The 25,804-nt window shown below is 44.6% G+C and carries 27 protein-coding genes; 23 read left to right on the top strand and 4 right to left on the bottom strand.

The window, feature by feature from the left end; all coding sequences use genetic code 11:
• Positions 1-132: 132 nt before the first annotated feature.
• From mvk to D8792_RS01145, 8 genes are all read left to right on the top strand, one after another.
• Positions 133-1,011 (top strand): mevalonate kinase, encoded by an 879-nt coding sequence (gene mvk / locus D8792_RS01180; RefSeq protein WP_125372554.1) that lies wholly within the window; start codon positions 133-135, stop codon positions 1,009-1,011.
• Positions 993-1,940, top strand: coding sequence for a diphosphomevalonate decarboxylase (mvaD, locus tag D8792_RS01175; protein ID WP_125372553.1), 948 nt, complete (start codon positions 993-995; stop codon positions 1,938-1,940). The genes mvk and mvaD overlap by 19 nt, the downstream gene beginning before the upstream one ends.
• Entirely contained in the window at positions 1,930-2,949 is a 1,020-nt protein-coding gene (locus D8792_RS01170; protein WP_125372552.1) for a phosphomevalonate kinase, read from the top strand. Before mvaD ends, D8792_RS01170 begins: the two co-directional genes overlap by 11 nt.
• On the top strand, positions 2,933-3,937 hold the full coding sequence (gene fni / locus D8792_RS01165; protein ID WP_125372551.1) for a type 2 isopentenyl-diphosphate Delta-isomerase: 1,005 nt from the start codon (positions 2,933-2,935) through the stop codon (positions 3,935-3,937). The genes D8792_RS01170 and fni overlap by 17 nt, the downstream gene beginning before the upstream one ends.
• Positions 3,938-4,114: 177 nt before the next feature.
• Positions 4,115-4,405 (top strand): 30S ribosomal protein S6, encoded by a 291-nt coding sequence (rpsF, locus tag D8792_RS01160; RefSeq protein ID WP_002896497.1) that lies wholly within the window; start codon positions 4,115-4,117, stop codon positions 4,403-4,405.
• Between the two features lie 11 nt (positions 4,406-4,416).
• Complete coding sequence (locus tag D8792_RS01155) at positions 4,417-4,911, top strand: single-stranded DNA-binding protein (RefSeq protein WP_005591685.1); 495 nt, start codon at positions 4,417-4,419, stop codon at positions 4,909-4,911.
• A 40-nt stretch (positions 4,912-4,951) separates the two neighbouring features.
• On the top strand, positions 4,952-5,191 hold the full coding sequence (gene rpsR, locus D8792_RS01150) for a 30S ribosomal protein S18 (protein ID WP_000068664.1): 240 nt from the start codon (positions 4,952-4,954) through the stop codon (positions 5,189-5,191).
• Between the two features lie 97 nt (positions 5,192-5,288).
• Positions 5,289-5,792 (top strand): GNAT family N-acetyltransferase, encoded by a 504-nt coding sequence (locus D8792_RS01145; protein ID WP_125372550.1) that lies wholly within the window; start codon positions 5,289-5,291, stop codon positions 5,790-5,792.
• A 37-nt stretch (positions 5,793-5,829) separates the two neighbouring features.
• Here the strand turns inward: D8792_RS01145 and D8792_RS01140 are convergent, their stop codons facing one another.
• Together D8792_RS01140 and D8792_RS01135 are read right to left on the bottom strand one after the other, a co-directional pair.
• A complete protein-coding gene (locus tag D8792_RS01140) occupies positions 5,830-6,504 on the bottom strand; it encodes a DUF1129 domain-containing protein (RefSeq protein ID WP_125372549.1) in 675 nt (224 codons plus the stop codon).
• Positions 6,505-6,522: 18 nt separating this feature from the next.
• On the bottom strand, positions 6,523-7,467 hold the full coding sequence (locus D8792_RS01135; RefSeq protein ID WP_125372548.1) for a magnesium transporter CorA family protein: 945 nt from the start codon (positions 7,465-7,467) through the stop codon (positions 6,523-6,525).
• Positions 7,468-7,589: 122 nt separating this feature from the next.
• Here D8792_RS01135 and uvrA point away from each other — a divergent pair, with 122 nt between their 5' ends.
• Complete coding sequence (uvrA, locus tag D8792_RS01130; RefSeq protein ID WP_125372547.1) at positions 7,590-10,415, top strand: excinuclease ABC subunit UvrA; 2,826 nt, start codon at positions 7,590-7,592, stop codon at positions 10,413-10,415.
• Between the two features lie 108 nt (positions 10,416-10,523).
• Here the strand turns inward: uvrA and D8792_RS01125 are convergent, their stop codons facing one another.
• Positions 10,524-10,979, bottom strand: a complete 456-nt coding sequence (locus tag D8792_RS01125; RefSeq protein ID WP_005591690.1) for a universal stress protein — start codon at positions 10,977-10,979, stop codon at positions 10,524-10,526.
• A gap of 257 nt (positions 10,980-11,236) precedes the next feature.
• Here D8792_RS01125 and D8792_RS01120 point away from each other — a divergent pair, with 257 nt between their 5' ends.
• The 10 genes from D8792_RS01120 (at position 11,237) to D8792_RS01065 (ending at position 21,415) form a co-directional block, all read left to right on the top strand.
• A complete protein-coding gene (locus tag D8792_RS01120) occupies positions 11,237-12,451 on the top strand; it encodes a pyridoxal phosphate-dependent aminotransferase (RefSeq protein WP_125372546.1) in 1,215 nt (404 codons plus the stop codon).
• A gap of 213 nt (positions 12,452-12,664) precedes the next feature.
• On the top strand, positions 12,665-13,453 hold the full coding sequence (codY, locus tag D8792_RS01115; RefSeq protein WP_005591692.1) for a GTP-sensing pleiotropic transcriptional regulator CodY: 789 nt from the start codon (positions 12,665-12,667) through the stop codon (positions 13,451-13,453).
• Positions 13,453-14,010, top strand: coding sequence for a cysteine hydrolase family protein (locus tag D8792_RS01110; protein ID WP_125372545.1), 558 nt, complete (start codon positions 13,453-13,455; stop codon positions 14,008-14,010). The genes codY and D8792_RS01110 overlap by 1 nt, the downstream gene beginning before the upstream one ends.
• A gap of 311 nt (positions 14,011-14,321) precedes the next feature.
• On the top strand, positions 14,322-16,058 hold the full coding sequence (gene aspS, locus D8792_RS01100) for an aspartate--tRNA ligase (protein ID WP_125372544.1): 1,737 nt from the start codon (positions 14,322-14,324) through the stop codon (positions 16,056-16,058).
• A gap of 200 nt (positions 16,059-16,258) precedes the next feature.
• Entirely contained in the window at positions 16,259-16,561 is a 303-nt protein-coding gene (gene gatC, locus D8792_RS01095; protein WP_005591696.1) for an Asp-tRNA(Asn)/Glu-tRNA(Gln) amidotransferase subunit GatC, read from the top strand.
• Positions 16,561-18,027, top strand: coding sequence for an Asp-tRNA(Asn)/Glu-tRNA(Gln) amidotransferase subunit GatA (gene gatA, locus D8792_RS01090; protein WP_125372543.1), 1,467 nt, complete (start codon positions 16,561-16,563; stop codon positions 18,025-18,027). The genes gatC and gatA overlap by 1 nt, the downstream gene beginning before the upstream one ends.
• A complete protein-coding gene (gene gatB / locus D8792_RS01085) occupies positions 18,027-19,460 on the top strand; it encodes an Asp-tRNA(Asn)/Glu-tRNA(Gln) amidotransferase subunit GatB (protein ID WP_125372542.1) in 1,434 nt (477 codons plus the stop codon). The genes gatA and gatB overlap by 1 nt, the downstream gene beginning before the upstream one ends.
• A gap of 90 nt (positions 19,461-19,550) precedes the next feature.
• Positions 19,551-19,907, top strand: coding sequence for a hypothetical protein (locus D8792_RS01080; RefSeq protein WP_125372541.1), 357 nt, complete (start codon positions 19,551-19,553; stop codon positions 19,905-19,907).
• A 48-nt stretch (positions 19,908-19,955) separates the two neighbouring features.
• The gene (locus tag D8792_RS01075) at positions 19,956-20,249 is read left to right on the top strand and encodes a hypothetical protein (protein WP_125372540.1); all 294 of its coding nucleotides are present in this window, start codon (positions 19,956-19,958) and stop codon (positions 20,247-20,249) included.
• A 254-nt stretch (positions 20,250-20,503) separates the two neighbouring features.
• The gene (locus D8792_RS01065; protein WP_125372539.1) at positions 20,504-21,415 is read left to right on the top strand and encodes a DMT family transporter; all 912 of its coding nucleotides are present in this window, start codon (positions 20,504-20,506) and stop codon (positions 21,413-21,415) included.
• 66 nt (positions 21,416-21,481) lie between these two features.
• Here the strand turns inward: D8792_RS01065 and D8792_RS01060 are convergent, their stop codons facing one another.
• Positions 21,482-22,849, bottom strand: coding sequence for an aspartate kinase (locus tag D8792_RS01060; protein WP_125371151.1), 1,368 nt, complete (start codon positions 22,847-22,849; stop codon positions 21,482-21,484).
• 246 nt (positions 22,850-23,095) lie between these two features.
• Between D8792_RS01060 and fabM the strand changes: the two genes are divergently transcribed.
• From fabM to D8792_RS01040, 4 genes are all read left to right on the top strand, one after another.
• Positions 23,096-23,887 carry a trans-2-decenoyl-ACP isomerase gene (fabM, locus tag D8792_RS01055; RefSeq protein ID WP_048763491.1) on the top strand — a complete coding sequence of 264 codons (792 nt, stop codon included), beginning with the start codon at positions 23,096-23,098 and terminating at the stop codon, positions 23,885-23,887.
• A 122-nt stretch (positions 23,888-24,009) separates the two neighbouring features.
• On the top strand, positions 24,010-24,444 hold the full coding sequence (gene fabT / locus D8792_RS01050) for a fatty acid biosynthesis transcriptional regulator FabT (RefSeq protein ID WP_005591704.1): 435 nt from the start codon (positions 24,010-24,012) through the stop codon (positions 24,442-24,444).
• Positions 24,444-25,418, top strand: a complete 975-nt coding sequence (locus D8792_RS01045; RefSeq protein WP_125372538.1) for a beta-ketoacyl-ACP synthase III — start codon at positions 24,444-24,446, stop codon at positions 25,416-25,418. The genes fabT and D8792_RS01045 overlap by 1 nt, the downstream gene beginning before the upstream one ends.
• 54 nt (positions 25,419-25,472) lie before the next feature.
• Positions 25,473-25,697, top strand: coding sequence for an acyl carrier protein (locus D8792_RS01040; RefSeq protein ID WP_005591706.1), 225 nt, complete (start codon positions 25,473-25,475; stop codon positions 25,695-25,697).
• The last annotated feature ends 107 nt before the right edge of the window (positions 25,698-25,804 follow it).

Raw genomic sequence — 25,804 nt, 5'->3', positions numbered from 1 at the left:
ATAGAACTCCGGCTTTTGCTTGGAGTTTTTGACTGCTTAACGTGACTTTGTCAGTCAAGATAGGAAAAGATCGCTTTTTTTTCAAAAGTATATTAAAATATAGAAGATAGAAGGAAGAAATAGAGAGAAAGTATGACAAAAGAGAAGGGTGTCGGCAAGGCACATAGCAAGATTATTCTGATGGGGGAGCATTCGGTGGTCTATGGCTATCCAGCCTTGGCTTTGCCTCTCAATAATATCGAAGTGACTTGTCAGGTATTTTCTTCTGAGAAGCCTTGGACTCTCTATGAGGAAGATACCTTGTCCATGGCTGTTTTTGCCTGCTTGGAGCATTTGGGGAAGCAAGGTGCTCAGATTCGTTGCCAGGTGAATTCCATGGTGCCAGAAAAGCGGGGCATGGGTTCGTCTGCTGCTGTCAGCATTGCAGCTATTCGTGCGATTTTTGACTACTTCGAGGAAGCCTTGGATCATGAAACTCTGGAAATTTTGGCTAATCGAGCAGAGATGATTGCCCATATGAATCCAAGCGGTCTGGATGCCAAGACCTGTCTTAGTGATGTAGCCATCAAGTTTATCCGCAATGTCGGATTTTCAGAGATTGAGTTAGATTTGGGCGCTCATCTGCTGATTGCGGATACGGGCATTCACGGACACACGCGGGAAGCCATCAAAAAGGTGGAAAGCTTGGGTCAGGAGGCTCTGCCCCTCTTACAGGAGCTGGGAAATCTGACAAAAATCGTTGAGAAGGCGATCCAGCTCAAGGATTTGCTGACCATGGGCCAGGCCATGACCAAGGCGCACGGCAAACTAGCCCAGTTGGGAGTTTCTTGCCAGCTATCTGATGATTTGGTCGAGCTGGCGCTTGAAAATGGAGCTCTCGGAGCTAAAATGAGTGGTGGTGGCCTAGGCGGCTGCGTGATTGTGCTAATAAAAGAAAAGAAAGAGGCGGAAGACCTAGCCCGTCTTTTGAGAGAGAAAGGAGCCAGCAATATATGGATAGAAAGTCTGTAAGTGTCAAGTCTTACGCCAATATTGCTATTGTCAAGTATTGGGGCAAGGCAGATGCCGAGCGGATGATTCCTGCTACCAGCAGTATTTCCTTGACTTTAGAGAATATGTACACCCAAACCCAGTTAAGTCCGCTTGCGGCTGAGGCTGCTGGCGATGAATTTTATATCGATGGGCAATTGCAAAGCCCAGAAGAGCATGCCAAAGTCAGTCGAATTATTGACCGTTTTCGGACGGAGCCGAGTGATTGGGTTCGGATTGACACCAGTAACAATATGCCGACAGCGGCAGGCTTATCCTCTAGTTCCAGCGGCTTATCTGCTCTGGTCAAGGCTTGTGATGCTTATTTTGAAACTCATTACAGTATCGAGGAGTTGGCTCAGTTGGCCAAGTTTGCTTCAGGTTCGTCAGCCCGCTCCTTTTTTGGTCCTTTGGCAGCATGGAACAAGGATAGCGGAGCAATTTATCCTGTGCAAACCGACCTTAAGCTAGCCATGATTATGTTGGTGCTTCATGATGAGAAAAAGCTGATTTCTAGTCGACTCGGCATGCAGCTCTGTGCCGAAACGTCCAAAAATTTTCAGGCTTGGATTGACCAGTCAGCACAGGATTATCAGGACATGCTGGCTTACTTAAAGAATAATGATTTTGAGAAAGTTGGGCAGTTGACCGAGGAGAATGCTTTGCGGATGCATGCAACGACAGAGACAGCCACGCCTCCATTTACTTATCTGACGGAGGAAAGCTATGCTGCGATGGACTTTGTTCGCCAGCTCCGAGGCCAGGGGCATCGTTGCTATTTCACCATGGACGCTGGCCCTAATGTCAAGGTTCTCTGTCTTGAAGAGGACTTGGAAGACTTGGTGCCCCTCTTTGAGAATCAGTACCGTCTGATTGTCTCCAAAACGAAGGAATTGCCTGATGGAAACTAAGATACAAGTCCAGACCTGCGGGAAGCTTTATCTAGCTGGAGAATACGCTGTTCTGAGCCCTGGGTATGCAGCTTTGATAAAGAATATTCCCATCTATATGCGGGCAGAGATTGAGGCGGCGGATAGTTATGAGCTGGATTCGGATCTTTTTAGCCATAAAGCCAGTCTAGTGCCAGACGCGGACTATGGCTTGATTCAAGAGACCATTCAGCTGGTGAATGACTATCTCAGCTTGCTGCAACGCCCATTGCACCCATTTGCTCTGACTATCAGAGGAAAAATGGAGAAAGACGGGCGAAAGTTTGGGCTGGGTTCCAGTGGTAGCGTGGTTGTCCTGACGATCAAGGCGATGGCCGCTTTTTATCAACTGAAACTAAGCTCTGACCTCCTCTTTAGACTAGCTGCAGTGGTGCTTCTCAAGCGGGGGGATAATGGCTCCATGGGAGATCTGGCCTGCATTGCTTATGAACAACTGGTTTATTACCGATCTTTTGATCGGATGGCAATCCGCCAGCGATTGGTCGACACAAGTCTATTAGAAATTTTAGATCAAGATTGGGGCTATGAAATCAAGCCTATCCATCCTAGTTTGACCTGTGATTTTCTGCTTGGTTGGACGAGAGAACCAGCTATTTCGAGTGACCTTGTCAAGCAGGTTAAGTCGAGTTTAAACGAGGACTTCTTGACTCAAACCCAGCTTCAGGTGGACAGTCTGAAAGAAGCTCTTTTGTCGGCTGATAAGATAGCTGTAAAAGATAGCCTATTGACTGCCAGTCAGTTATTAGATAGCCTCAGTCCGCTGATTTACACGGAGAAATTACAGGACTTAAGAGAGGCGAGTCAGGGCTTAGATTGTGTCGCTAAAAGCAGTGGAGCTGGCGGTGGAGACTGTGGCTTCGCCCTGTCTTTTGCTACCGAAGATAGCCAAACCTTGATCCAACGCTGGCAAGAAGTTGGTCTGGAATTACTCTACCAAGAAAGGATGGGTGCTCATGAGCCAAAGTCGTAAAGATGATCATATCAACTACGCCCTAGAACAGCCCCTTGGCTACAATAGCTTTGATGATATAGAATTAATCCATTGCTCTCTGCCAGCCTATGATTTGGCCGAGATTGATTTATCCACTCATTTCGCTGGGCGTGACTGGGATTTTCCCTTTTATATCAATGCTATGACAGGTGGAAGTCCAAAAGGTCGAGAAATCAATGAAAAACTGGCTAAAGTGGCGGAGGCCTGCGGCATCCTCTTTGTGACGGGTTCCTACAGTGCTGCTCTGAAAAATCCAGATGATGATTCTTACGTTGTGGCAAAGGATAAGCCTAGCCTACTCTTGGCCAGCAATATTGGTCTTGACAAACCAGTAGCAGCAGGCTTGCAGGCGGTGTCGGATTTGAAACCTTTGTTTCTCCAGCTACACGTCAATGTCATGCAAGAATTGCTGATGCCTGAGGGAGAGCGGACTTTCGGAACTTGGAAGCAACATCTGGAAGTCTATGGAAAAGATTTTCCGGTCCCCCTTGTCCTCAAGGAAGTAGGCTTTGGCATGGATCGAAAGACGATTGAGGAAGCGCAGGCACTAGGAATTTCAACCTTTGATATTTCTGGTCGTGGTGGAACGAGCTTTGCCTATATTGAAAATCGGAGGAGCGGTCAGCGAGACTATCTCAACGGTTGGGGGCAGACCACAGCCCAAGCCTTGCTGGCAGCGCAGGACTGGGTGGACAAGGTGGAGTTGCTGGCTAGTGGCGGTATTCGCCATCCTTTAGACATGGTTAAAGCCTTGGTCCTTGGTGCTAAAGCAGTCGGCCTTTCTCGGACTATGTTAGACTTGGTCGAAAAACACTCAGTCGAAGAGGTCATTGCTATTGTAAATGGTTGGAAAGAAGATTTACGTCTGTTGATGTGCGCCCTGTCCTGCCGCAACCTCCAAGAATTAACATCCGTCCCCTATCTGCTTTACGGTCGCTTAAAAGAAGGAGCCGAACAGGTGCAATAAATCACTTGCTGGTATGCTTTGTCTAGCTGATAAAATGCTTTAGCAGATCATTCAAAGAAAAGCGAAATTTATTCTTGCTATTTGCAAGGAAATCTAGTATAATTATTATTCGTGAGTGAACCTCACTTACCCCTTGCAACGTCTTGGGGTCATTAGACCAAAAGGAGGAACATATCAATGGCTAAATACGAAATTCTTTATATTATTCGTCCAAACATTGAAGAAGAAGCTAAAAACGCTTTGGTAGCACGCTTTGACTCTATCTTGACTGACAACGGTGCAACTGTTGTTGAATCAAAAGACTGGGAAAAACGTCGTCTTGCATACGAAATCCAAGATTTCCGTGAAGGACTTTACCACATCGTTAACGTTGAAGCAAACGACGATGCAGCTCTTAAAGAGTTTGACCGTCTTTCAAAAATCAACGCTGACATTCTTCGTCACATGATCGTCAAACTTGACGCTTAAGAAGGTAAATTATGATTAATAACGTTGTACTTGTGGGACGTATGACCCGTGATGCTGAACTTCGCTATACACCGCAAAACCAAGCGGTTGCAACCTTTACTCTGGCTGTTAATCGCAACTTTAAAAACCAAAGTGGTGAGCGTGAAGCGGACTTTATCAATGTTGTTATCTGGCGTCAGCAGGCAGAAAATCTTGCTAATTGGGCCAAAAAAGGCGCTTTGATCGGAATTACTGGTCGCATTCAGACTCGTAACTACGACAATCAGCAAGGCCAGCGTGTCTATGTCACAGAAGTCGTTGCAGACAACTTCCAGCTTCTGGAAAGTCGTGCAAGCCGTGAAGGGCAGCCTTCAGCTGGCTTTGGTGGCGGTGGCTTCGGTGGAAATTCTGCACCAAGCTATGGTAATGCTGACTCATTCAACCAAGTACCGAATTTTTCTCGTGATGAAAGCCCATTCGGCAATTCAAACCCGATGGACATCTCAGACGATGATTTACCATTCTAAAAATGGACAAAACTAGAACTATAATATAAAGGAGAATAACATGGCTCAACAACGTCGTGGCGGATTCAAACGCCGTAAAAAAGTTGATTACATCGCAGCAAACAAGATTGAATATGTTGATTACAAAGATACTGAGCTTCTTAGCCGTTTCGTTTCAGAACGTGGGAAAATCCTTCCTCGTCGTGTAACAGGAACTTCAGCTAAAAACCAACGTAAAGTAACAACAGCTATCAAACGCGCTCGCGTAATGGCTTTGATGCCTTTCGTAAATGAAGACTAATGAGAGTCCCTGCTTCTAGCAGGGATTTTTGCTATCTTGATGATAGAAAGGGACAGTGCTATAATAGAAGAAACTATCAAGATATGGGAGGCTTGCCATGACAGAAGAACTGGCCATCAGAAAGATGCTTTTTGAGGATATTGAAGGCTTATCGAATGCTTTTATCCAGCAAGGCTGGCCTGGTCGGAGAGAGATTTTAAAAAACTACTTTCTGGAGCAAGAGGCGGGTGAGCGCCAAGTTTTGGTGGCGGTTGTTGGGGAATTTTTTGCTGGCTACATTACAGTCATCCCATTGGCAAAGCATGGACCCTTTGCTGGCCTTTATCCTGAGTTAACGGATTTTAATGTTTTTGAAAGTTTCCAAAAGCAAGGAATTGGCACAGCTTTACTGGACAAAGCGGAGCAAGTAGCGCAGCATTATTCAGATGTGGTCAGCTTGGGTGTTGGGCTACATAAAGGCTATGGTCCAGCACAACGACTGTATGTAGGTCGCGGTTATATGCCAGATGGGTCAGGAGTTTGGTTTCAAAATCAGCCACTCACGCCCTATGCTTCGTGCGAGAATAACGATGAGTTGGTATTATACTTTTCAAAAGAGTAAAATAAAAGAGGTCATAAAACCTCTTTTTCTATGCTGCTTAATATTTCGCTGGCCCCATGGTTGCACTCTTGATATTGAAGCGTTTCCTGAGGTAGAAACGGAGTGCTAGGGTGATCCCTCCGATGATGGCAACGACGATATTTGACAAATGTGGGTTGAGAGAGTCGGGCAGTAGGCTAGAACCAACAATTGAAAGGGTCCAAAGAGCAATAGCTACTAGCATGATAAGGATAGATTTGAGTAGATGTGGTCGTTGGCTACGGTCAGTGTCTGGTCCGTAAAAACGGTAAACGAAATGATAGAGGGCGTAGAAAGCAAGGCCGCCGACAATACTACCAAAGACAAGTGTCGTCATGCCGTAAACAGAGGGTTTAGAAGATGCCAAATTGACGATGGAAGTCAGAACGGTGAAGAAACCAAAAATGAATAGGACGGAATCCAGCATCATCCATTTTGGATCATCATTTTGCTTGGGATGCTCGGCATCATAGCGCTCTTTGGCAGTGAGAGAAGAAGCCCAGTAAGTTGGTGCCCCATAGAGAGCACGGGCAGGGATACCCTTGGCTTGATTTTCTAAAATGTTTGGAATGATTTCCTCTAAGATTGCCTTCACTTCTTCGTCGGATTTGCCATCTTTGAGGAGTTGATGAGTAGCAATGTGGAGAAATTCCTTGTTTTTCTTGGTTAGTTTGTCTAATAATACTTGTGACATGGTGGTCCTTTCTGGTGGTTAGAATAATTTTTTATGGAAGAGGTAGAGGGTCAGAGAGCCGCTCAGAGCAAAGGCGATAAACATGATAATCCAGAAAGCATGCGGTTCGCCATTTAGAGGTAGTTCATTATCTTTGAAGTTCATCCCATAGGCTGAGAAGAGCATGGTCGGGATGGACATAACAACGGTTACCAGAGCCAGTGTCTTCATGACATTGTTCTGGTTGTTGGAAATAATGGACGCAAAAGTATCTGTCATGCTGTGGAGGATGTTCCCATAAATATCAGCCATCTCAATGGCCTGCTGGGTCTCAATCAGGGTATCTTCCAGCAAGTCCTCATCTTCCAGATATTTTTTGATATTGCTGGTAGCGCTGGTCAATTTTTTGATCACGCGCTCGTTGGTTTTGAGGGAGGCCTTGAAATAGACGATGGTTTTTTCCAACTCCATGAGCTCAATCAGTTCTTCGTTTCGAGTCGACTGGTGCAGCTGGCTTTCGATCTGCTCGCTCTTGCGGTCAATGGAACGCAGGGCCGTCAGATATAGCTCGGCATTGCGGTAGAGAATCTGAAAGATAAAACGTGACCGCATGAAGGTGTAAAAGTTGCGCAGTTGTCGATTGATGAAAATATCGAGCAGGGGCAATTTTTCCAAGCAAGTCGTGATGATGGCTTCTTCTGTGATGATAATACCAAGCGGGATAGTGACATAGTAAGTCTGGTTATTCCGTTCTTCTGTGATNGGCACGTCTACGATNATCANNGTGTANTCATCNTCGATGGTGACCCGAGACATTTCCTCGGCATCGAGCGGTGCTCGTAGGTCAGCTATGTCAATGCCAAAGGCGTTTGCGATTTCTAAAGATTCATTTTGAGAAGGATTTACCATATTTATCCAAGTTCCTGATTCAAGTGTATCAATCTCCTTGAACTCGGTTGTTGTTGATAAAAATACTTGCTTCATATCTCCTCCTAGAATCGTTTATAAGCACCGTCTTATTATACTACAAATTCTAGTCTTTTGGGAAAAAGTTTGCAGAAAAATTTGCTATAATAGAAGAAGTTTAAAGGTAAAGTGTGGAAGAGATGCAAGATAAAATTGTGATTCATGGAGCGCGAGCTCATAATTTAAAAAATATTGATGTGGAAATTCCGCGGGACAAGCTGGTCGTGGTAACTGGTCTGTCTGGTTCGGGCAAGTCCAGTCTGGCTTTTGACACCCTTTACGCTGAGGGACAACGCCGTTACGTTGAGAGCCTATCGGCCTATGCTAGGCAGTTTTTGGGCAACATGGAAAAGCCAGATGTGGACTCGATTGATGGTCTCAGCCCGGCTATTTCCATTGACCAGAAGACGACCAGTAAAAATCCGCGCTCAACAGTGGGAACAGCCACCGAAATCAATGACTACCTGCGCCTGCTCTATGCCCGTGTTGGAACGCCCTACTGTATCAACGGCCACGGGGCTATCAAGGCTTCGTCTGTTGAGCAGATTGTCGACAAGGTTTTAGAATTGCCAGAGCGTCAGCGGCTGCAGATTTTAGCGCCAGTCATTCGCAAGAAAAAGGGACAGCATAAGACCGTTTTTGATAAGATTCAGAAAGACGGTTATGTCCGGGTGCGCGTGGATGGCGATGTCTATGATGTAACAGAAGTGCCAGAGCTTTCTAAGAGCAAGCAGCATGATATTGAAGTCGTGGTGGACAGAATTGTCATCAAGGAAGGGGTACGCAGCCGCCTCTTTGACTCGGTCGAAGCAGCTCTGCGGATTGCTGAGGGTTATGTGGTGATTGATACCATGGACGGTCAAGAGCTGCTCTTTTCTGAGCACTATGCCTGCCCAGTCTGTGGCTTTACGGTGCCAGAGCTAGAGCCACGCCTCTTTTCTTTCAATGCGCCTTTTGGCTCCTGTCCGGACTGTGATGGTCTGGGAGTTAAGCTGGAGGTGGATCTCGATGTAGTTGTGCCAGAAGCTGGCAAGACCTTGCGCGAAGGAGCACTAGCGCCTTGGAATCCCATCTCTTCCAACTACTATCCACAGATGCTGGAGCAGGCCATGGCAGCCTTTGGTATTGATATAGACAAGCCTTTTGAGGAGCTGACTGAGGAAGAAAAGCAGCTGATTTTCTTTGGCTCAGATGGGCGGGAGTTCCATTTCCATTATGAAAATGAATTTGGTGGCGTGCGCGATATTGACATTCCTTTTGAGGGGGTTGTCACCAATATCAACCGTCGCTACCATGAAACCAATAGTGATTTTACTCGGACGCAGATGCGGGCTTATATGAATGAGCTGACTTGTGCGGCTTGCCACGGTTATCGACTCAGTCCTCAGGCCTTGTCTGTCAAGGTTGGCGGCGAAGATGGCTTGCACATCGGTGAGATTTCAGACTTGTCCATTGCAGATCATTTGGAACAGTTGGAGAAGTTAAGTCTGACTGACAATGAAGCCACGATTGCGCGGCCGATTCTCAAGGAAATTCATGACCGGCTAACCTTCCTGAATAACGTTGGCCTTAATTACCTAACCCTGTCTCGCTCGGCTGGGACTCTATCAGGAGGAGAAAGCCAGCGGATCCGCTTGGCGACCCAGATTGGTTCTAATCTAAGTGGCGTCCTCTATATCCTGGACGAGCCCTCTATTGGCTTGCATCAGCGTGATAATGACCGCCTAATTGCCAGCCTCAAGAAGATGCGTGACTTGGGCAATACTCTCATCGTAGTTGAGCACGATGAGGACACCATGCGGGAGGCTGACTGGCTGATTGATGTGGGACCAGGAGCGGGTGTTTTTGGTGGAGAAATCGTAGCAGCCGGCACTCCTGCACAAGTAGCTAGGAGCAAGAAATCTATCACAGGCCAATACTTGTCAGGTAAGCGCGAGATCCCAGTACCATTGGACCGCCGTGTCGGCAATGGCCGCTTTATTGAAGTGACAGGGGCTCAGGAAAATAATCTGCAGAATATCACGGCCAGATTCCCCTTGGGCAAATTCATCGCTGTGACAGGAGTTTCTGGATCCGGTAAGTCAACGCTGGTCAATTCTATCCTTAAAAAGGCCATTGCTCAAAAACTCAACCGCAATTCTGCTAAGCCAGGTAAGTTCAAGAAAATCAGCGGCATTGAGCATGTGGATCGACTGATTGATATTGACCAAAGTCCGATTGGCCGGACACCGCGCTCCAATCCGGCTACCTATACTGGAGTCTTTGACGATATTCGCGATCTGTTTGCCAAGACTAATGAAGCTAAGATTCGCGGCTACAAGAAGGGCCGTTTCAGCTTTAACGTCAAGGGTGGTCGCTGCGAGGCCTGCTCGGGTGATGGAATTATCAAGATTGAGATGCACTTCCTGCCTGACGTCTATGTGGCCTGTGAGGTCTGCCACGGTACTCGCTACAACAGTGAAACTCTGGAAGTCCACTACAAGGAGAAGAATATCGCTCAGGTTCTGGACATGACGGTCAATGATGCGGTGGAATTCTTCCAACACATTCCTAAGATTGCCCGCAAACTCCAGACGATCAAGGATGTGGGATTAGGATATGTGACTCTGGGGCAGCCAGCTACAACCTTGTCAGGTGGTGAAGCCCAGCGGATGAAGCTGGCTAGCGAGCTTCACAAGCGCTCGACTGGTAAGTCTTTCTATATCTTGGATGAGCCGACCACGGGTCTGCATTCTGAGGATATTGCCAAGCTTCTTCATGTGCTATCACGCTTTGTGGACGATGGCAATACAGTACTCGTTATCGAGCACAATCTGGACGTTATCAAAACGGCAGACCATATCATCGACCTAGGACCAGAAGGCGGTGTCGGTGGTGGTACGATCATTGCGACTGGTACACCAGAAGAAGTCGCAGCCAATCCAGCCAGCTATACTGGCCAGTATTTAAAAGGCAAGCTGAAATAAGATTTTTATCGTTCTAAAACACAAATCCCTCACTAGGCTAACCTAATGAGGGATTTTAACTTGCATTTATGGGTGAAGCAGGGCATTAGAACTGCTTACCTGGTGGGTTTAGAATGTTTTTTCTTTGTCACGAACGACCAGTAAGTCCACTTTAGCGTGGCGGAGGATATATTCAGATGATGAGCCGACTAGGAGGCGTTCAAAGGCATTGAGACCAGTAGCCCCGACCATAATCAAATCAACCTTGTGTTCGTCAGGAATGTCAGTTGACAGGAGGGTTTTGGGATTGCCCAATTCAATGACGACATCAACGTATTTGACCCCTGCTTTTTGCGCCTTTTCCTTGTACTCTGTCATCAACTTTTGTGCCTCTTCTTGGAGATCTTCGTAGACCTCAGCGTCAAAGGTTGAGACGCTTTGGAGAGCCCGTGTATCAATTACATGAGCAATCGTCAGGCGAGAAGCATTTCTCAGCGCCACATTGACACCTTTTTCAAAAGCGAGTTCTGCTTCGCGAGAGCCGTCAACAGCGACCATGATGTTTTCATATTTTTGTTGAGTCATAAAGCTACCTCCATCTTTTGTCGAATACTAGATTCGAGTTTCTTATGTCTTTACTTATATTGTAAACCTTTTCAGAAAAAAAGTAAAGCTGCAAATGAAATTCAGAAATCAAGTGAAATTATCNTGATGGACAAGTGTATTTTCCTGAGTTATAAGATATATTTTAATTCAAACGAGCTTTCCCAAATTCTTCCTGATTGTCAATCTTTTTTTCTGATGGTATAATAAAATCATTCAGATGAATTGAGGAAAATAGGATGAAAGAATTTAATAAGTCCAGCAAACTGGAGCATGTAGCCTATGATATTCGTGGACCGGTTTTGGATGAAGCGATGCGGATGCGGGCTAATGGAGAAAAAATTCTCCGTCTGAACACAGGAAATCCAGCTGAATTTGGTTTCACCGCTCCAGACGAGGTCATTCATGATTTGATTATGAATGCGCGTGATAGTGAGGGGTACTCTGATTCTAAGGGGATTTTCTCAGCCCGTAAGGCCATTATGCAGTATTGTCAGCTCAGAAATTTCCCTAATGTTGATATCGATGATATTTATCTTGGAAATGGAGTCAGCGAGCTGATTGTTATGTCTATGCAGGGACTCTTGGATGATGGAGATGAGGTCCTAGTACCAATGCCGGACTATCCGCTCTGGACGGCTGCAGTTAGTCTGGCTGGTGGGAATGCGGTTCATTATGTCTGTGATGAGCAGGCAGAATGGTATCCAGATATTGACGACATCAAGTCAAAAATCACTTCTAATACTAAGGCTATCATTATTATCAATCCTAACAATCCAACGGGAGCACTTTATCCTAAGGAACTTTTGCTAGAAATTGTGGAAATTGCTCGTCAGAACAATCTTATCATCTTTGCGGATGAAATTTATGACCGCATGGTGATGGATGGACATGCGCATACGCCTGTAGCTAGTCTGGCTCCTGATGTTTTCTGTGTTAGTATGAATGGTCTGTCTAAGTCTCACCGTATCGCTGGCTTCCGAGTTGGCTGGATGGTGCTATCTGGTCCTAAGCGGCACGTTAAAGGCTATATCGAAGGCCTTAATATGCTTTCCAATATGCGCTTGTGCTCTAACGTATTGGCCCAGCAGGTTGTGCAAACATCGCTTGGAGGTCACCAGTCGGTGGATGAATTGCTTTTGCCAGGCGGTCGTATCTATGAACAAAGAAACTTCATTTACGATGCAATTCAAGATATTCCAGGTTTGTCTGCAGTCAAACCTAAGGCGGGTCTTTACATCTTCCCGAAGATTGATCGAGAAATGTACCGTATCGATGATGATGAGCAGTTTATCTTGGATTTCCTCAAGCAGGAAAAAGTCCTTCTTGTCCATGGACGAGGCTTTAACTGGAAGGACCCAGATCATTTCCGAATTGTTTATCTGCCTCGAGTAGATGAGCTAGCTCAGATCCAAGAAAAAATGACGCGCTTCCTACGCCAATATCGCAGATAAGCATAAATTATAAGTCATAAACCGTTTAAAACAAATTCGTCTTAGAATTGTTTTAAATGGTTTTTTTTGATGAAGTGATTTTTTTCGCAATCATTAAATTCTGAATCTTTCAGAATTGTAGCGAATTTTTTTTCAATACACAATTTTCAGATAATTATTGAAAATTTCAGTCGATTATGGTACAATCAAGGAGACTAAATACGAGGTAAATCTATGGCAAAACTATTAGAAAAAACAAGGAAGATTACTTCTATCTTGAAACGTTCAGAAGAGCAACTTCAGGAGGAACTTCCTTACAATGCGATCACTCGCCAGCTTGCTGATATTATTCATTGCAATGCCTGTATCATCAACAGCAAGGGCCGTCTCTTAGGCTATTTCATGCGCTACAAGACAAATAATGATCGTGTAGAAGCTTTTTTCCAAGACAAGACTTTCCCCAAAGAATATGTCCAAGAAGCAAACATGGTGTATGAGACAGAGGCCAATCTGCCTGTAACTCACGATTTGACGATTTTCCCAGTGGAAACCAAAGATGAATTTCCAGATGGTTTGACTACTATCGCACCGATTCATGTTTCAGGAATTCGCTTGGGCTCGCTGATTATCTGGCGCAATGATAAAGAATTTTTGGATGACGATTTGATTTTGGTCGAGATTGCCAGCACAGTGGTTGGGATCCAGCTGCTTAACTTCCAGCGGGAAGAGGATGAGAAAAATATCCGCCGCCGGACGGCAGTGACCATGGCGGTTAATACCCTATCTTACTCAGAGCTGAGAGCTGTTTCAGCTATTCTGGGTGAGCTCAATGGCAATGAAGGTCAACTGACGGCTTCTGTCATTGCTGACCGCATCGGGATTACCCGTTCAGTGATTGTCAATGCTCTGCGCAAACTGGAAAGCGCTGGGATTATTGAAAGCCGCTCGCTGGGAATGAAAGGAACTTATCTGAAAGTGCTGATCCCAGATGTTTTTGAGGAAATTAAAAAGAGGGACTACTAATGGCTAAAGCACTGATTTCCATTGATTATACAGTTGATTTTGTTGCAGATGAGGGTAAGTTAACAGCAGGAGCGCCGGCTCAGGCGATTTCTGAAGCTATTGCTCAAGTAACCGAGGCGGCATTTGATCGAGGCGACTATATCTTCTTTACTATTGATGCCCATGATGAAAATGATGCCTTTCACCCAGAAAGCAAGCTGTTTCCGCCTCATAATATCAAGGGAACGAGCGGTCGCAATCTTTATGGCCCTTTGGCTGATTTTTATGACAAGCATCAAGCAGACTCTCGGGTCTTTTGGATGGATAAGCGCCATTATTCTGCCTTTTCCGGCACGGATTTAGATATCCGCCTGCGGGAAAGAAAGGTGGATACGGTCATTTTGACTGGAGTCTTGACAGATATCTGCGTCCTGCATACGGCGATCGATGCCTATAATCTTGGTTACCAGATTCAGGTGGTAGAGCCGGCTGTGGCTTCTTTGTCAGAGGAAAATCACAAATTTGCCTTAAATCACTTGCAAAATGTTCTAGGTTCGACTATAATAAATACAATTTAAGAGTAAGAGAGAAGCAGAGTAGGCTTGCTGACTTGCACAGAGAGTGCTGATAGCTGAGAGCAGCACCAAGAAAGCAAAAACCGAAGAACATGTTTCGTAATCTTTTGTGTGATTAAGCACAAACGTCGCTCACGTTACGAGCTCAGAGGCTGCCTTTTAGGGCAGCGAATAACAGTGGTACCACGGCTTTCGTCTGTTTTAGAGACGAAAGCTTTTTATTTTGCAGTAGGTCAGGTGAAGATGATAGAAGATTGCTGCTTATATCCTGAACAACAGGGCGGAGCTACATATTGATTTGAGAGGGAAAGAATATGAAAGAAATTTTTATCGGAAACTACGGTTTAGAGCAGGTCGGACAGACCATGACTGCAACTGGCTGGGTGGCCAACATCCGCAATCACGGCAAGCTAGCCTTTATTGAATTGCGGGACCGCGAGGGTTTGCTTCAGGTCTTCGTTGCCGGGGATATTGCAGATTTTGCTAAGTTGGAAGACATTGGCAAAGAGGATGTCATCGCAGTGACAGGGCAAGTCGTTCAGCGGGAAGACCGCTTTGTCAACAAGGCCATCAAGTCTGGTCAGGTTGAGCTGAGGGCTGAAAAGATTGAAGTCATTGCTAGTAGCAAGGCCCTGCCTTTTGAACTGGACCAGCATGCCCATACAGGGGAAGACCTGCGTCAGAAATACCGCTACCTGGACTTGCGCCGTGAGAAGATGACACATAACCTCAAGCTTCGTCATCAGGTCACCTCAACCATTCGGGAATATTTGAACAGTTTGGACTTTTTGGAAGTGGAGACACCTTATCTGACCAAGTCAACTCCTGAGGGGGCTAGAGACTTCTTGGTTCCTAGTCGGGTCTTTAAAAATCAATTCTATGCGCTGCCTCAGAGCCCACAGATGCTCAAGCAATTGCTGATGGGAGCAGGACTTGAGCGCTATTATCAGATTGTTCGTTGTTTTCGTGACGAAGACCTGCGGGGAGACCGTCAGCCAGAGTTTACCCAAGTGGACTTGGAGCTGAGTTTTGCCAGCGAGGAAGAAATCCGAGCTCTGGTTGAAGCCATGCTCAAAGCAGTTGTCAAGAAAACCCATGGGTTAGAGTTGACAGAAGATTTTCCAACTATCAGCTATGAAGAGGCTATGAGCCGCTTTGGTTCTGATAAGCCGGATACGCGCTTTGATCTGGAGCTAAAGAGTTTGACGGATTTGTGCCAGTCCAATGACTCGCTTCTCATCAAGAAAGCCTTGGATAGTCAAGAGAAAGTGATGGGAATCTGTGTGCCAGATGCGGCTAGCGCTTTTAGCAAGAAACAGCTTAGTCATTTTTATCAAGAAATGAAGGAATTTGGCTGCAGTCGTTTTGCCAGTCTAAAAGTTGAAAATGGCCAGTTAGTTGGAGATTTGGCTAACACCTTTGAGGCTGAGAGTCAGGATTTACTAGCACGTTTTGAGGCCAAGGATGGAGACCTCATCCTGCTAGTCATGGCCAAGAAGCGTCGGGCTCAGGAATCTTTGGGCCATCTACGTTTAGAAGTTGCAAAAGCTTTGGATTTGATTGACCCAAGTCTGCTTCATTTCCTCTGGGTTGTGGATTGGCCGTTGCTGGAGTGGAATGAAGACCAAAACCGCTATCAAGCCATGCACCATCCTTTCACACAGGGCATTTTTGAAGAAGGTCAGGAGCCAGACCAATTCCGTAGCCACGCTTATGACATCGTTTTAAATGGCTATGAAATTGGCGGAGGAAGTCTGCGGATTCATGATCGGAAGGCTCAGGAAGCGATGTTTGAACTGTTGGGCATGAGTCGGGAAGACTATGAGCGGGACTTTGGTTTCTTCCTAGAAGCGTTGGAGTACGGCTTCCCACCACACGGTGGCTTGGCTCTTGGCTTAGATCGTTTGGTTATGATTTTGGCTGGGGAAGAAAATATTCGCCAAGTCATTGCCTTTCCGAAAAATGGTACTGGTTTTGACCCTATGCTGGAAAGTCCAAGTTTGGTTGACCAAAGACAGCTCAAAGAACTGCATTTGGAATTGAAGAATTAGCCTGAAATATGGTAAAATGAAATGATGCGAATTCCTGAAGAGATCAGGAAGAAGCCAAAGAAAGAGGTCGCAGCTACGAGAGCTTGGCACCCCTATCTTAGCAAAACAATGCGAGCTCAACCTCGAAAACAAAGATTTTTCTTAGATTTATCGTTTTCGGTCAGTATTCATGCTCGTCTATCTTATGAAAGGAATTAGAGATGAAGATTACTCAAGAAGAAGTAAGTCACGTTGCAAAACTGTCTAAACTAGCTTTTTCACCAGAAGAGACAGCTGAGTTTGCGACAACCTTGTCTAAAATTGTCGACATGGTCGAATTGCTCAATGAAGTGGACACGGAGGGTGTGCCTTTCACTTCTAATGTGGCAGCTAACATCAACTATATGCGAGAAGATGTGGCTCAGCCAGGCTGGAACCGGGAAGAGCTTTTCCAAAATGTACCTGAAAAAGAGCGGGGCTACATCAAAGTGCCTGCCATCCTAGATGACGGAGGAGATGCCTAATGACTTTTAATCACAAGACCATTGAAGAGCTGCATGCTTTGCTGGTCAAAAAAGAAATTTCTGCAGTAGAGTTAACTCAGGCGACTTTGGCAGACATCAAAGAACGTGAAGCTGCCGTGGATAGTTTTATTACTGTCAGCGAAGAGGAGGCATTGGCTCAGGCAGCAGCTCTGGATGCCAAGGGCATTGATGCTGATAATCTTATGAGCGGAATTCCGCTGGCGGTTAAGGACAATATCTCAACCAAGGGAATTTTGACAACAGCTGCCTCTAAAATGCTCTACAACTATAAGCCAATTTTCGATGCGACCAGCGTGGAGAAGCTCTATGGTAAGGACATGATTATCGTCGGGAAAACCAACATGGACGAGTTCGCCATGGGTGGATCTAGCGAAAACTCTTACTTTAAGACGACTAAGAATGCTTGGGACAGCAGCAAGGTTCCCGGTGGATCATCTGGTGGTTCAGCGACAGCTGTTGCCTCTGGTCAGGTTCGTCTGTCACTGGGGTCAGATACGGGTGGTTCTATTCGTCAGCCTGCTTCCTTTAACGGTGTAGTCGGCCTCAAGCCAACCTATGGACGGGTTTCCCGTTTTGGTCTCATTGCTTTTGGTTCTTCTTTAGACCAGATTGGGCCTTTCTCTCAGACGGTTAAGGAAAATGCTCAGCTATTGAACGTCATTTCTGGTAATGATCCTAAGGATTCTACATCATCACAAGAGGCAGTATCAGACTTTACCAGCAAGATTGGCCAAGACATCAAGGGCATGAAGATTGCCTTGCCTAAAGAATACATGGGTGAGGGAATTGACAGCAAGGTCAAGGAAACGATTTTAGCAGCAGCCAAGCACTTGGAAAGCCTAGGTGCGATCGTTGAAGAAGTTAGTCTGCCCCACAGCAAGTACGGCGTGGCTGTTTACTATATCATTGCTTCCTCTGAAGCCAGCTCTAACCTGCAGCGCTTTGACGGTATCCGCTATGGCTACCGCGCAGAAGGCATTGAAAATCTAGAAGATGTCTATGTCAAATCTCGTAGCGAAGGCTTTGGTGAAGAGGTGAAACGCCGCATCATGCTGGGAACTTTCAGCTTGTCATCTGGTTACTATGATGCCTACTTCAAGAAAGCTGGTCAGGTTCGGACCTTGATTATGCAGGATTTTGCTAAGGTTTTTGAAAAATATGATTTGATCTTAGGCCCAACTGCACCAACAGTAGCATATGACTTGGGCAGTCAAAACCAAGATCCAGTGGCTATGTATCTGGCTGACCTTTTGACCATTCCAGTCAATCTGGCTGGCCTGCCTGGCATTTCAATCCCAGCTGGCTTTGCAGATGGTCTTCCTGTCGGCTTGCAGCTGATTGGTAACCACTTTGATGAAGCGACCATCTATCAGGCAGCCGCAGCATTTGAAGCGACGACTGACTACCACAAACAGCAGCCAGTTATCTTTGGAGGTGAAAAATAATGAACTTTGAAACAGTTATCGGACTGGAAGTCCATGTTGAATTGAAGACCAATTCAAAAATTTTCTCACCGGCTCCAGCTCACTTTGGTGAAGATCCAAATGCCAATACCAATATCATTGACTGGTCCTTCCCAGGTGTCCTGCCTGTTATGAACAAGGGTGTCATTGACTATGGTATCAAGGCTGCTCTGGCTTTGAATATGGATATTCACCAGAAGATGCACTTTGACCGCAAGAATTACTTCTATCCAGACAATCCAAAAGCCTATCAAATTTCTCAGTTTGATGAGCCGATTGGCTACAATGGCTGGATTGAGATTGAGCTAGAAGATGGCACGACCAAGAAAATCCGTATCGAGCGGGCTCACTTGGAAGAAGATGCCGGAAAGAATACCCACGGCAGCGATGGCTACTCTTATGTGGACCTCAACCGACAAGGGGTGCCGCTGATTGAGATTGTATCGGAAGCAGATATGCGCAGTCCAGAAGAAGCTTATGCCTACCTGACTGCCCTCAAGGAAATCATCCAGTACACGGGCATTTCTGATGTCAAGATGGAAGAGGGCTCCATGCGTGTCGACGCCAATATTTCTATCCGTCCTTACGGTCAGGAAGAGTTTGGTACCAAGACTGAGCTGAAAAACCTTAACTCCTTCAACTTTGTCCGTAAGGGTCTGGCATTTGAGGAAAAACGCCAAGCAGAAATCCTACGCAGTGGCGGTCAAATCCGTCAGGAAACCCGTCGCTATGATGAAGCAACTGGCGAAACTCTGCTCATGCGGGTGAAGGAAGGCTCGGCTGACTATCGTTACTTCCCAGAGCCTGATCTGCCTATCTTTGAGATCGAAGATGCTTGGATTGAGCAAGTGCGCAGTAGCCTGCCAGACTTTCCAAAAGAGCGCCGTGCCAAGTATGTGGGCGACTACGGTCTGTCTGACTACGATGCCAAGCAGCTGACAGCTACGAAGGCTGTGTCAGATTTCTTTGAAGCAGCTGTTGCGGCAGGTGGCGATGCTAAATCTGTCTCTAACTGGCTCCAAGGAGAAGTGGCGCAATACCTCAATGCAGAAGGAAAGACCATCTCTGAGATTGAGCTGACACCTGAGAACCTGACTGAGATGATTGCGCTGATTGCAGATGGCACAATTTCCTCTAAGATTGCTAAGAAGGTCTTTGTTCATCTGGCTAAAAATGGTGGCTCTGCCAAGGAATATGTACAAAAAGCAGGCCTGATTCAAATCTCAGACCCTGCTCAACTTCTTCCTATTATCCAGCAAGTCTTTGCGGATAATGAAAAAGCCATCAATGACTATAAGGGCGGCAACAGGAATGCGGCTAAGTCCTTGATCGGTCAGCTCATGAAGGCTACCAAGGGCCAAGCCAACCCACAAGTAGCACAAAAACTGCTCAATGAAGAGTTGGAAAAACTTTAGAAATAAGCGGAAAACCAGTCGTGAGGCTGGTTTTTACCTTTTATTTGAATGGAACTTATGGTAAAATAGATAAAAAATAAAGGAGTCCTTATGTCAGAAATTAAAGTAAAACGCGGAACAGGCTTTGTAGGTATTATTGGGAATTTTCCAATTTTAATCAATGGTCAAAAGGTTGGTACAATCCAGAATGGCGACGAGGCTGTCTTTCCTATTGAGGGAGAAGAAGCTGTTGTTCGTGTAGGAGCTGCTCCTATGAGAACCAAGCCAGTGACAGTTAAAGCAGGGCAAACCTTGTTGGTTGAAACGAATTTTACGAATTTTTCTAGCTGTCTAGGAGTTTTATTGCTCGGCCTGTTCTTTGGTGGCCTAGTGCGTGCAATTTTATTGCTTCTTGCTATGGCTTTAATGTTTCTTCTGCCTTTTTACTCAGCTAGGATTGAAGAATAAACTGAAAAGTTTTTGTTGATAGGCTGGATTGAAGTAAGGGAGTCTTTGATGTCAAAATTTACAATTACGCGTTCTACGGGTATAGTTGGAGTTGCCCAAAATGTTGCGGTATATCTAAATGGTCAACTTGTGGATAAACTTGCGAATGATGAAAGTAAAACGCTGACTTTTGAGGGGGACAGTGTTGAACTACAGGTTGGACAAAGTTTTATGAAATCGCATAAGATTCAAGTGAAAGATGGCCAGAAGGTACTTGTTACAGCTTCTGGAATGCGAGCTATGTTAGGAATTATTGGCTTTATCTTAGGCTTGCCTTATTTACTTCTTGAGATAGAAGCTTAGCCGTCTTTGAGCTGTGCTGAATCATAAAGAGTCTGAGACAAAAGTCCTAGCCTCTCAATTGTCTTTGTATTGTCGAGTAAGACGCAGTGGTTGAGTGGGCTCTATTACGCTGATTTCATCAACGTTTACAGTACTACTCAACTGTGCGGAGGTGGGATGACGAAATCGAATTCTAACGAATGACCGATTTCTGTCCCACTCTCTTCTTTATGGTTTATGTTATAATGATCAAAGTTAAAAGAAAGATGTTGGGGATGTCAAAAGTTTTAAGGGGAACCATTTATACCTTGGCTGCGGGGATTGCCTGGGGCTTATCGGGAACAAGTGGTCAATATCTGATGGAGCATGGTTTTTCGGCACTGAGCTTGACCAATGTGCGCTTGTTGCTAGCGGGTTTAGTCTTGATGATGCTGGCTTATACTACAAATAAAGAATCCTTTAAAAAGATTTGGAAAGATAAGAATTCTCTACTGCACGTTTTAATTTTTGCAATTTTAGGCTTGTTCATCAATCAATATGCCTATCTGGCGGCTATTCATGAGACGAATGCAGGAACGGCAACGGTTTTACAATATCTCTGTCCAGTGGGAGTCTTGGTTTACACTTGTGTCAAAGATAGAGTAGCTCCGACTGTGGCTCAGGTTTGCTCTATGATTTTGGCTATCGGAGGAACCTTTCTGATTGCGACTCACGGTCAGATTAATCAGCTCTCGATGACGCCCAAAGGCTTATTTTTAGGTATTTTCTCAGCCTTTACATACGCGCTATATATTCTTTTGCCGATTGAGCTCATCAAAAGATGGGGAAGCATGCTGGTTATCGGAATCGGCATGACCATTGCAGGTATCTTGCTCCTTCCTTTCAGCGGTATTTTCCAGCATCAGTGGCAATTCCGTTTGGATATCCTTCTAGCCTTGGTCGGCATCATTGTCATCGGAACAATCTTTGCTTACACTGTCTTTTTGAAGGGAACAAGCTTGGTCGGTCCTGTTAAATCTAGTCTTTTAGCTTCGATTGAGCCAATTTCAGCGGTCTTCTTTGCTTTTGTCATTATGAATGAACGCTTTTATCTGCTTGATTTTGTAGGTATGGGCATGATTTTGCTGGCTGTCCTGTTGATATCTGTCAAAGACCTAATCTTGGAAAAGAAAAAAGGATTATTATAAACAAGAAAGAATAAGGAAAGACCTAGCTCCGAATAGAGCTAGGTCTTTGTTGTTTACTTATTCGGTTTATTCATTGCTTTCTGAGCTGCCAAAGAATGCTTTGTACAGAGCACGGATGGCCTCTTTTTCTTGGTTCTTATTGACAACAAACATGATGGAAACTTCACTGGAACCTTGTGACATCATTTGGATATTGATTTTGTTGTCAGAAAGAGCTCTAGTCGCAGTAGCAGTCACCCCGATATGACTTTTCATTTTTTCGCCGACAATCATGATGATAGAAAGATCATGCTCAATTTCAGCGTAGTCTACTTCTGCTTTTTGTACAAGCTGGCGCAGAATTTCTTCTTCTTTGATTGGAGTTAATTCACGTTCACGAAGAATAATGGAAAGATCATCAATTCCTGTTGGCATATGCTCCCAACCGATATTTAGATCTTCCAAAATCTGAAGTGCCTTGCGACCAAATCCAACTTCTCGGTTCATGAGATACTTGGACATGTTAATACTTACGAAGCCAGAATCACCAGCGATTCCTACAACAGGAGGATGATCTTCGCTATGTTTATGGACAATGCGCGTACCGGGGTGCTCTGGATTGTTGGTATTTTTGATAACGAGTGGAATTTTTCCGCGATAGGCTGGAAGTAGTGCTTCATCGTGAAGGACAGTAAAACCTGCATAGGCTAATTCCCGCATTTCACGATAAGTAAGCTCAGCGATGGAGCGTGGCTTGTGAATAATCCCAGGGTGAGCAGCAAAGATGCCGTCCACATCAGTGAAGTTTTCATAGACATCTGCCTTGACACCAGCTGCAATAATCGACCCAGTAATATCTGAGCCGCCACGAGAAAAAGTACAGATTTGTCCATCTTGAGTGACACCGAAGAAGCCAGGGATGACAAGGACTTCATCGGAATGGATTAGTTCTTCTAATTTATCATAGCTTGAAGGGAGGATTCGAGCATTTCCTGGTTCGCTTGAAACCACTAGTCCAGCTTCTCTGGGATGGACGTAGCGAGCTGGAATGCCATTGTGGTTAAAGTAGGCTGCGATGAGCTTAGCATTGTTGTTTTCACCAGCTGCTAGGAAAGTATCGTAAAGAAATTCATTATTTTCAATTGGCAGAGTAGCTAGGGAGATGATGCTCTTAGAGATTTTTTCAATAATTGCAGATTTTAGACCTAGCTCAGAGACCATATCGGAGTAGCGCTTAATAATCCAATTTTGCTCCTTTGAGACATCATTTCCTGCAATGTACTGGCGATAATACTTAATCAGGGCATCGGTGACTTTTGTATCCTGGTCATCTCTTTTTCCTGGTGCAGAAACGACAACGAAGCGACGCTCAGCATCAGACTTTACAATATGTAAGACTTTTTCTAATTGTGAAGCAGAAGCGAGTGAACTTCCACCGAATTTAACAACTTTCATGGAGACTCCTAAACATAATTTAGGAAAATTATAACAAAATTCTGAAAATTTTGCAAATCTATCAGAAGCGCTTTTTCATCCAACCTTCTTTCCAAAAAACAAGCAAAAAACGAATATCAAATCAAATTTTCCAGTTTTTGTTTTCTTTCTTACATCTTTTATGATAGAATAAGTTTAATTTGACTATCAAATTATTTAAGAATAAAACAAAACGGCTGCATCTATCCAGTCGGGAATGGAGTTAGAATGACTTTTAATGGTATTCTTTATAAAGTAGTTGATGAAGTGGCAACCATTACTTTCAATCGTCCTGAAGTTTCCAATGGTTTCAATATTCCGATGTGTGAGGAGATTTTAGAAGCGATTGAGCTGGCCGCAAATGATGAGGCGGTGAAGTTTTTAGTGATCAATGCCAATGGGAAGGTCTTTTCTGTCGGTGGCGACCTAGCTGAGATGCAAAGAGCTGTCAGTGCTGATGATATTCAATCCTTGGTAAAAATTGCAGAGCTGGTCAATGACATTTCCTTTGCCATGAAACGGCTACCCAAGCCAGTGATCATGAGTGTGGACGGACCTGTTGCAGGCGCTGCTGCCAATATGGTTGTAGCTGCCGATTTCTGTATTGCGACAGAGAAATCTCGTTTCATCCAAGCTTTTGTGGGAGTAGGGCTAGCGCCAGATGCTGGTGGACTTTATCTTTTGACTCGGGCAATTGGTGTGACTCGGGCGACTCATTTGGTCATGACGGGAGAGGCCTTGACTGCGGAGAAGGCTCTGGATTATGGTTTGCTCTATAAGGTCTGTGAAGCAGAAAAACTGGAAAAAACAACGGAACAGTTGCTGAAGAAGCTAAAACGTGGTTCGCTGAATTCTTACAGAGCCATGAAAGAAATGGTCTGGAAGAGTCTCTTTAGCGGTTGGAAAGAATATGCGGAGCTGGAATTATCTTTGCAGAAATCCCTGGCTTTCACTGAGGACTTCAAAGAAGGTGTCCAAGCTTATACTGAGAAGCGTCGTCCACAATTTACAGGCAAGTAACTATTTTGTTTGCATATTAGGAAAATTGTTTGAAAATCAAATAAATTTTCAAAAGGACTTGCAAATTATTTTGAGATCTGATAAAATTTGAATGTCAAAGTATTTATGAAGGAGGTGTTGGTTTGAATTATCAATTAGTCAATGATTATTTAACATCTATTTTTAATAATGTTTTGGTTATTGAAGAGTCCAGCCTCCGAGGCAGTCAATTTAAAGACGTCTCGATTAAAGAAATGCACACTATTGATGTTATTGGTACCATGCCTAATGCGACTCCAAGCGATATTTCAAAGGAATTGTTAGTCACTTTGGGGACTGTCACAACTAGCTTGAATAACTTGGAGCGTAAAGGGTATATCGAGCGTCGCCGTTCATCCATTGACCGTCGTGTAGTTCATCTGAGTTTGACTAAGAAGGGGAGGCTCTTGTATCGCCTTCATAAACGATTCCACAATCGCATGGTCATGCAAGTAGTGGAAGGAATGTCCCCAGAAGAAAAAAATGCAATGCAAAAAGGTTTGCAGAACTTGTATAATTTTTTAGAGGAGTTGAAATAATGAACTATGCAAGAATTACTCAAGTAGCTCATTATGCTCCAGAGCAGATTGTCACAAATGATGATCTGGCCAAGATTATGGATACAAGTGATGAATGGATCTCAAGTCGAACAGGTATCAAACAGCGACATTTATCTCGAGCTGAGTCAACAAGCGATTTAGCTACAAAGGTTGCTGAGCAATTGCTAGAACAGGCTCAACTGCCTGCTGATCAGCTTGATTTTATCATTATTGCGACGATCACTCCGGATTCTATGATGCCGTCAACCGCAGCTAGAGTGCAGGCCAATATTGGAGCTACCAAGGCTTTTGCTTTTGACTTGACGGCAGCTTGCAGTGGCTTCATCTTTGCCTTATCAACTGGAGAAAAGTTCATTTCCTCTGGTCGCTATCAAAGAGGTTTGGTCATCGGTAGCGAAACGCTATCGATGGTCGTTGATTGGTCGGATCGGGCGACATCAGTCTTATTTGGTGATGGGGCTGGAGGTGTCTTGCTTGAATCAGCAGAAAAGCAGCATTTTTGGGCTGAAAGCCAGTTTACTGATGGCTTGAGAGGTCAGAGTTTGACTTGTGGTGGACTTGGTTTGTCCTCTCCATTTTCGGAAAAGCAAGTTGATGATCGCTATTTGAAAATGGAAGGTCGAGTAATCTTTGATTTCGCTATTCGTGATGTGGCACAGTCTATCAAAAATACCATTGAAGAGAGTCCATTTTCAGTGGAGGAGCTTGATTATTTGCTCTTGCATCAGGCCAATATCCGAATTTTAGATAAAATGGCTAAGAAACTCGGAGTTTCTCGGGAAAAACTACCTGCCAATATGATGGAATATGGCAATACTAGTGCAGCTAGTATCCCGATTTTATTATCTGAGTGTGTCCAACAGAACTTGATTAAGCTAAACGGAGATCAGACTATTTTATTGTCAGGTTTCGGTGGAGGTTTGACATGGGGCACGCTTATTGTTACAATTTAGTTAATCATGTGGAAACACATAGATAAAAAATATATTTTTTAAAGGAGTCTATCCATGGCAGTATTTGAAAAAGTACAAGAAATTATCGTTGAGGAACTTGGTAAAGAGCCATCAGAAGTTACACTTGAGTCAACTTTCGATGATCTTGAAGCAGATTCATTGGATTTGTTCCAAGTAATTTCAGAAATCGAAGATGCATTTGACATCCAAATCGAAACTGAAGAAGGCTTGAAAACAGTTGGTGACTTGGTTGCCTACGTAGAAGAAAAAACAAAATAATAAAGATTTGAGAGTATCGCAAGATATTCTCTCTTGTTTAGGTAATAGTTTGAATTTCAAAGTAAAAAGGTTGCTATCTAGCGGTTTGGGCTCAAGCTATTACTTAA

This window comes from Streptococcus cristatus, from assembly GCF_003943505.1.
In the GTDB taxonomy this organism is placed as follows: domain Bacteria; phylum Bacillota; class Bacilli; order Lactobacillales; family Streptococcaceae; genus Streptococcus; species Streptococcus cristatus_E.
The sequence above is the reverse complement of the archived record's forward strand: the minus strand, read 5'-3'. Positions and strand labels throughout refer to the sequence as shown.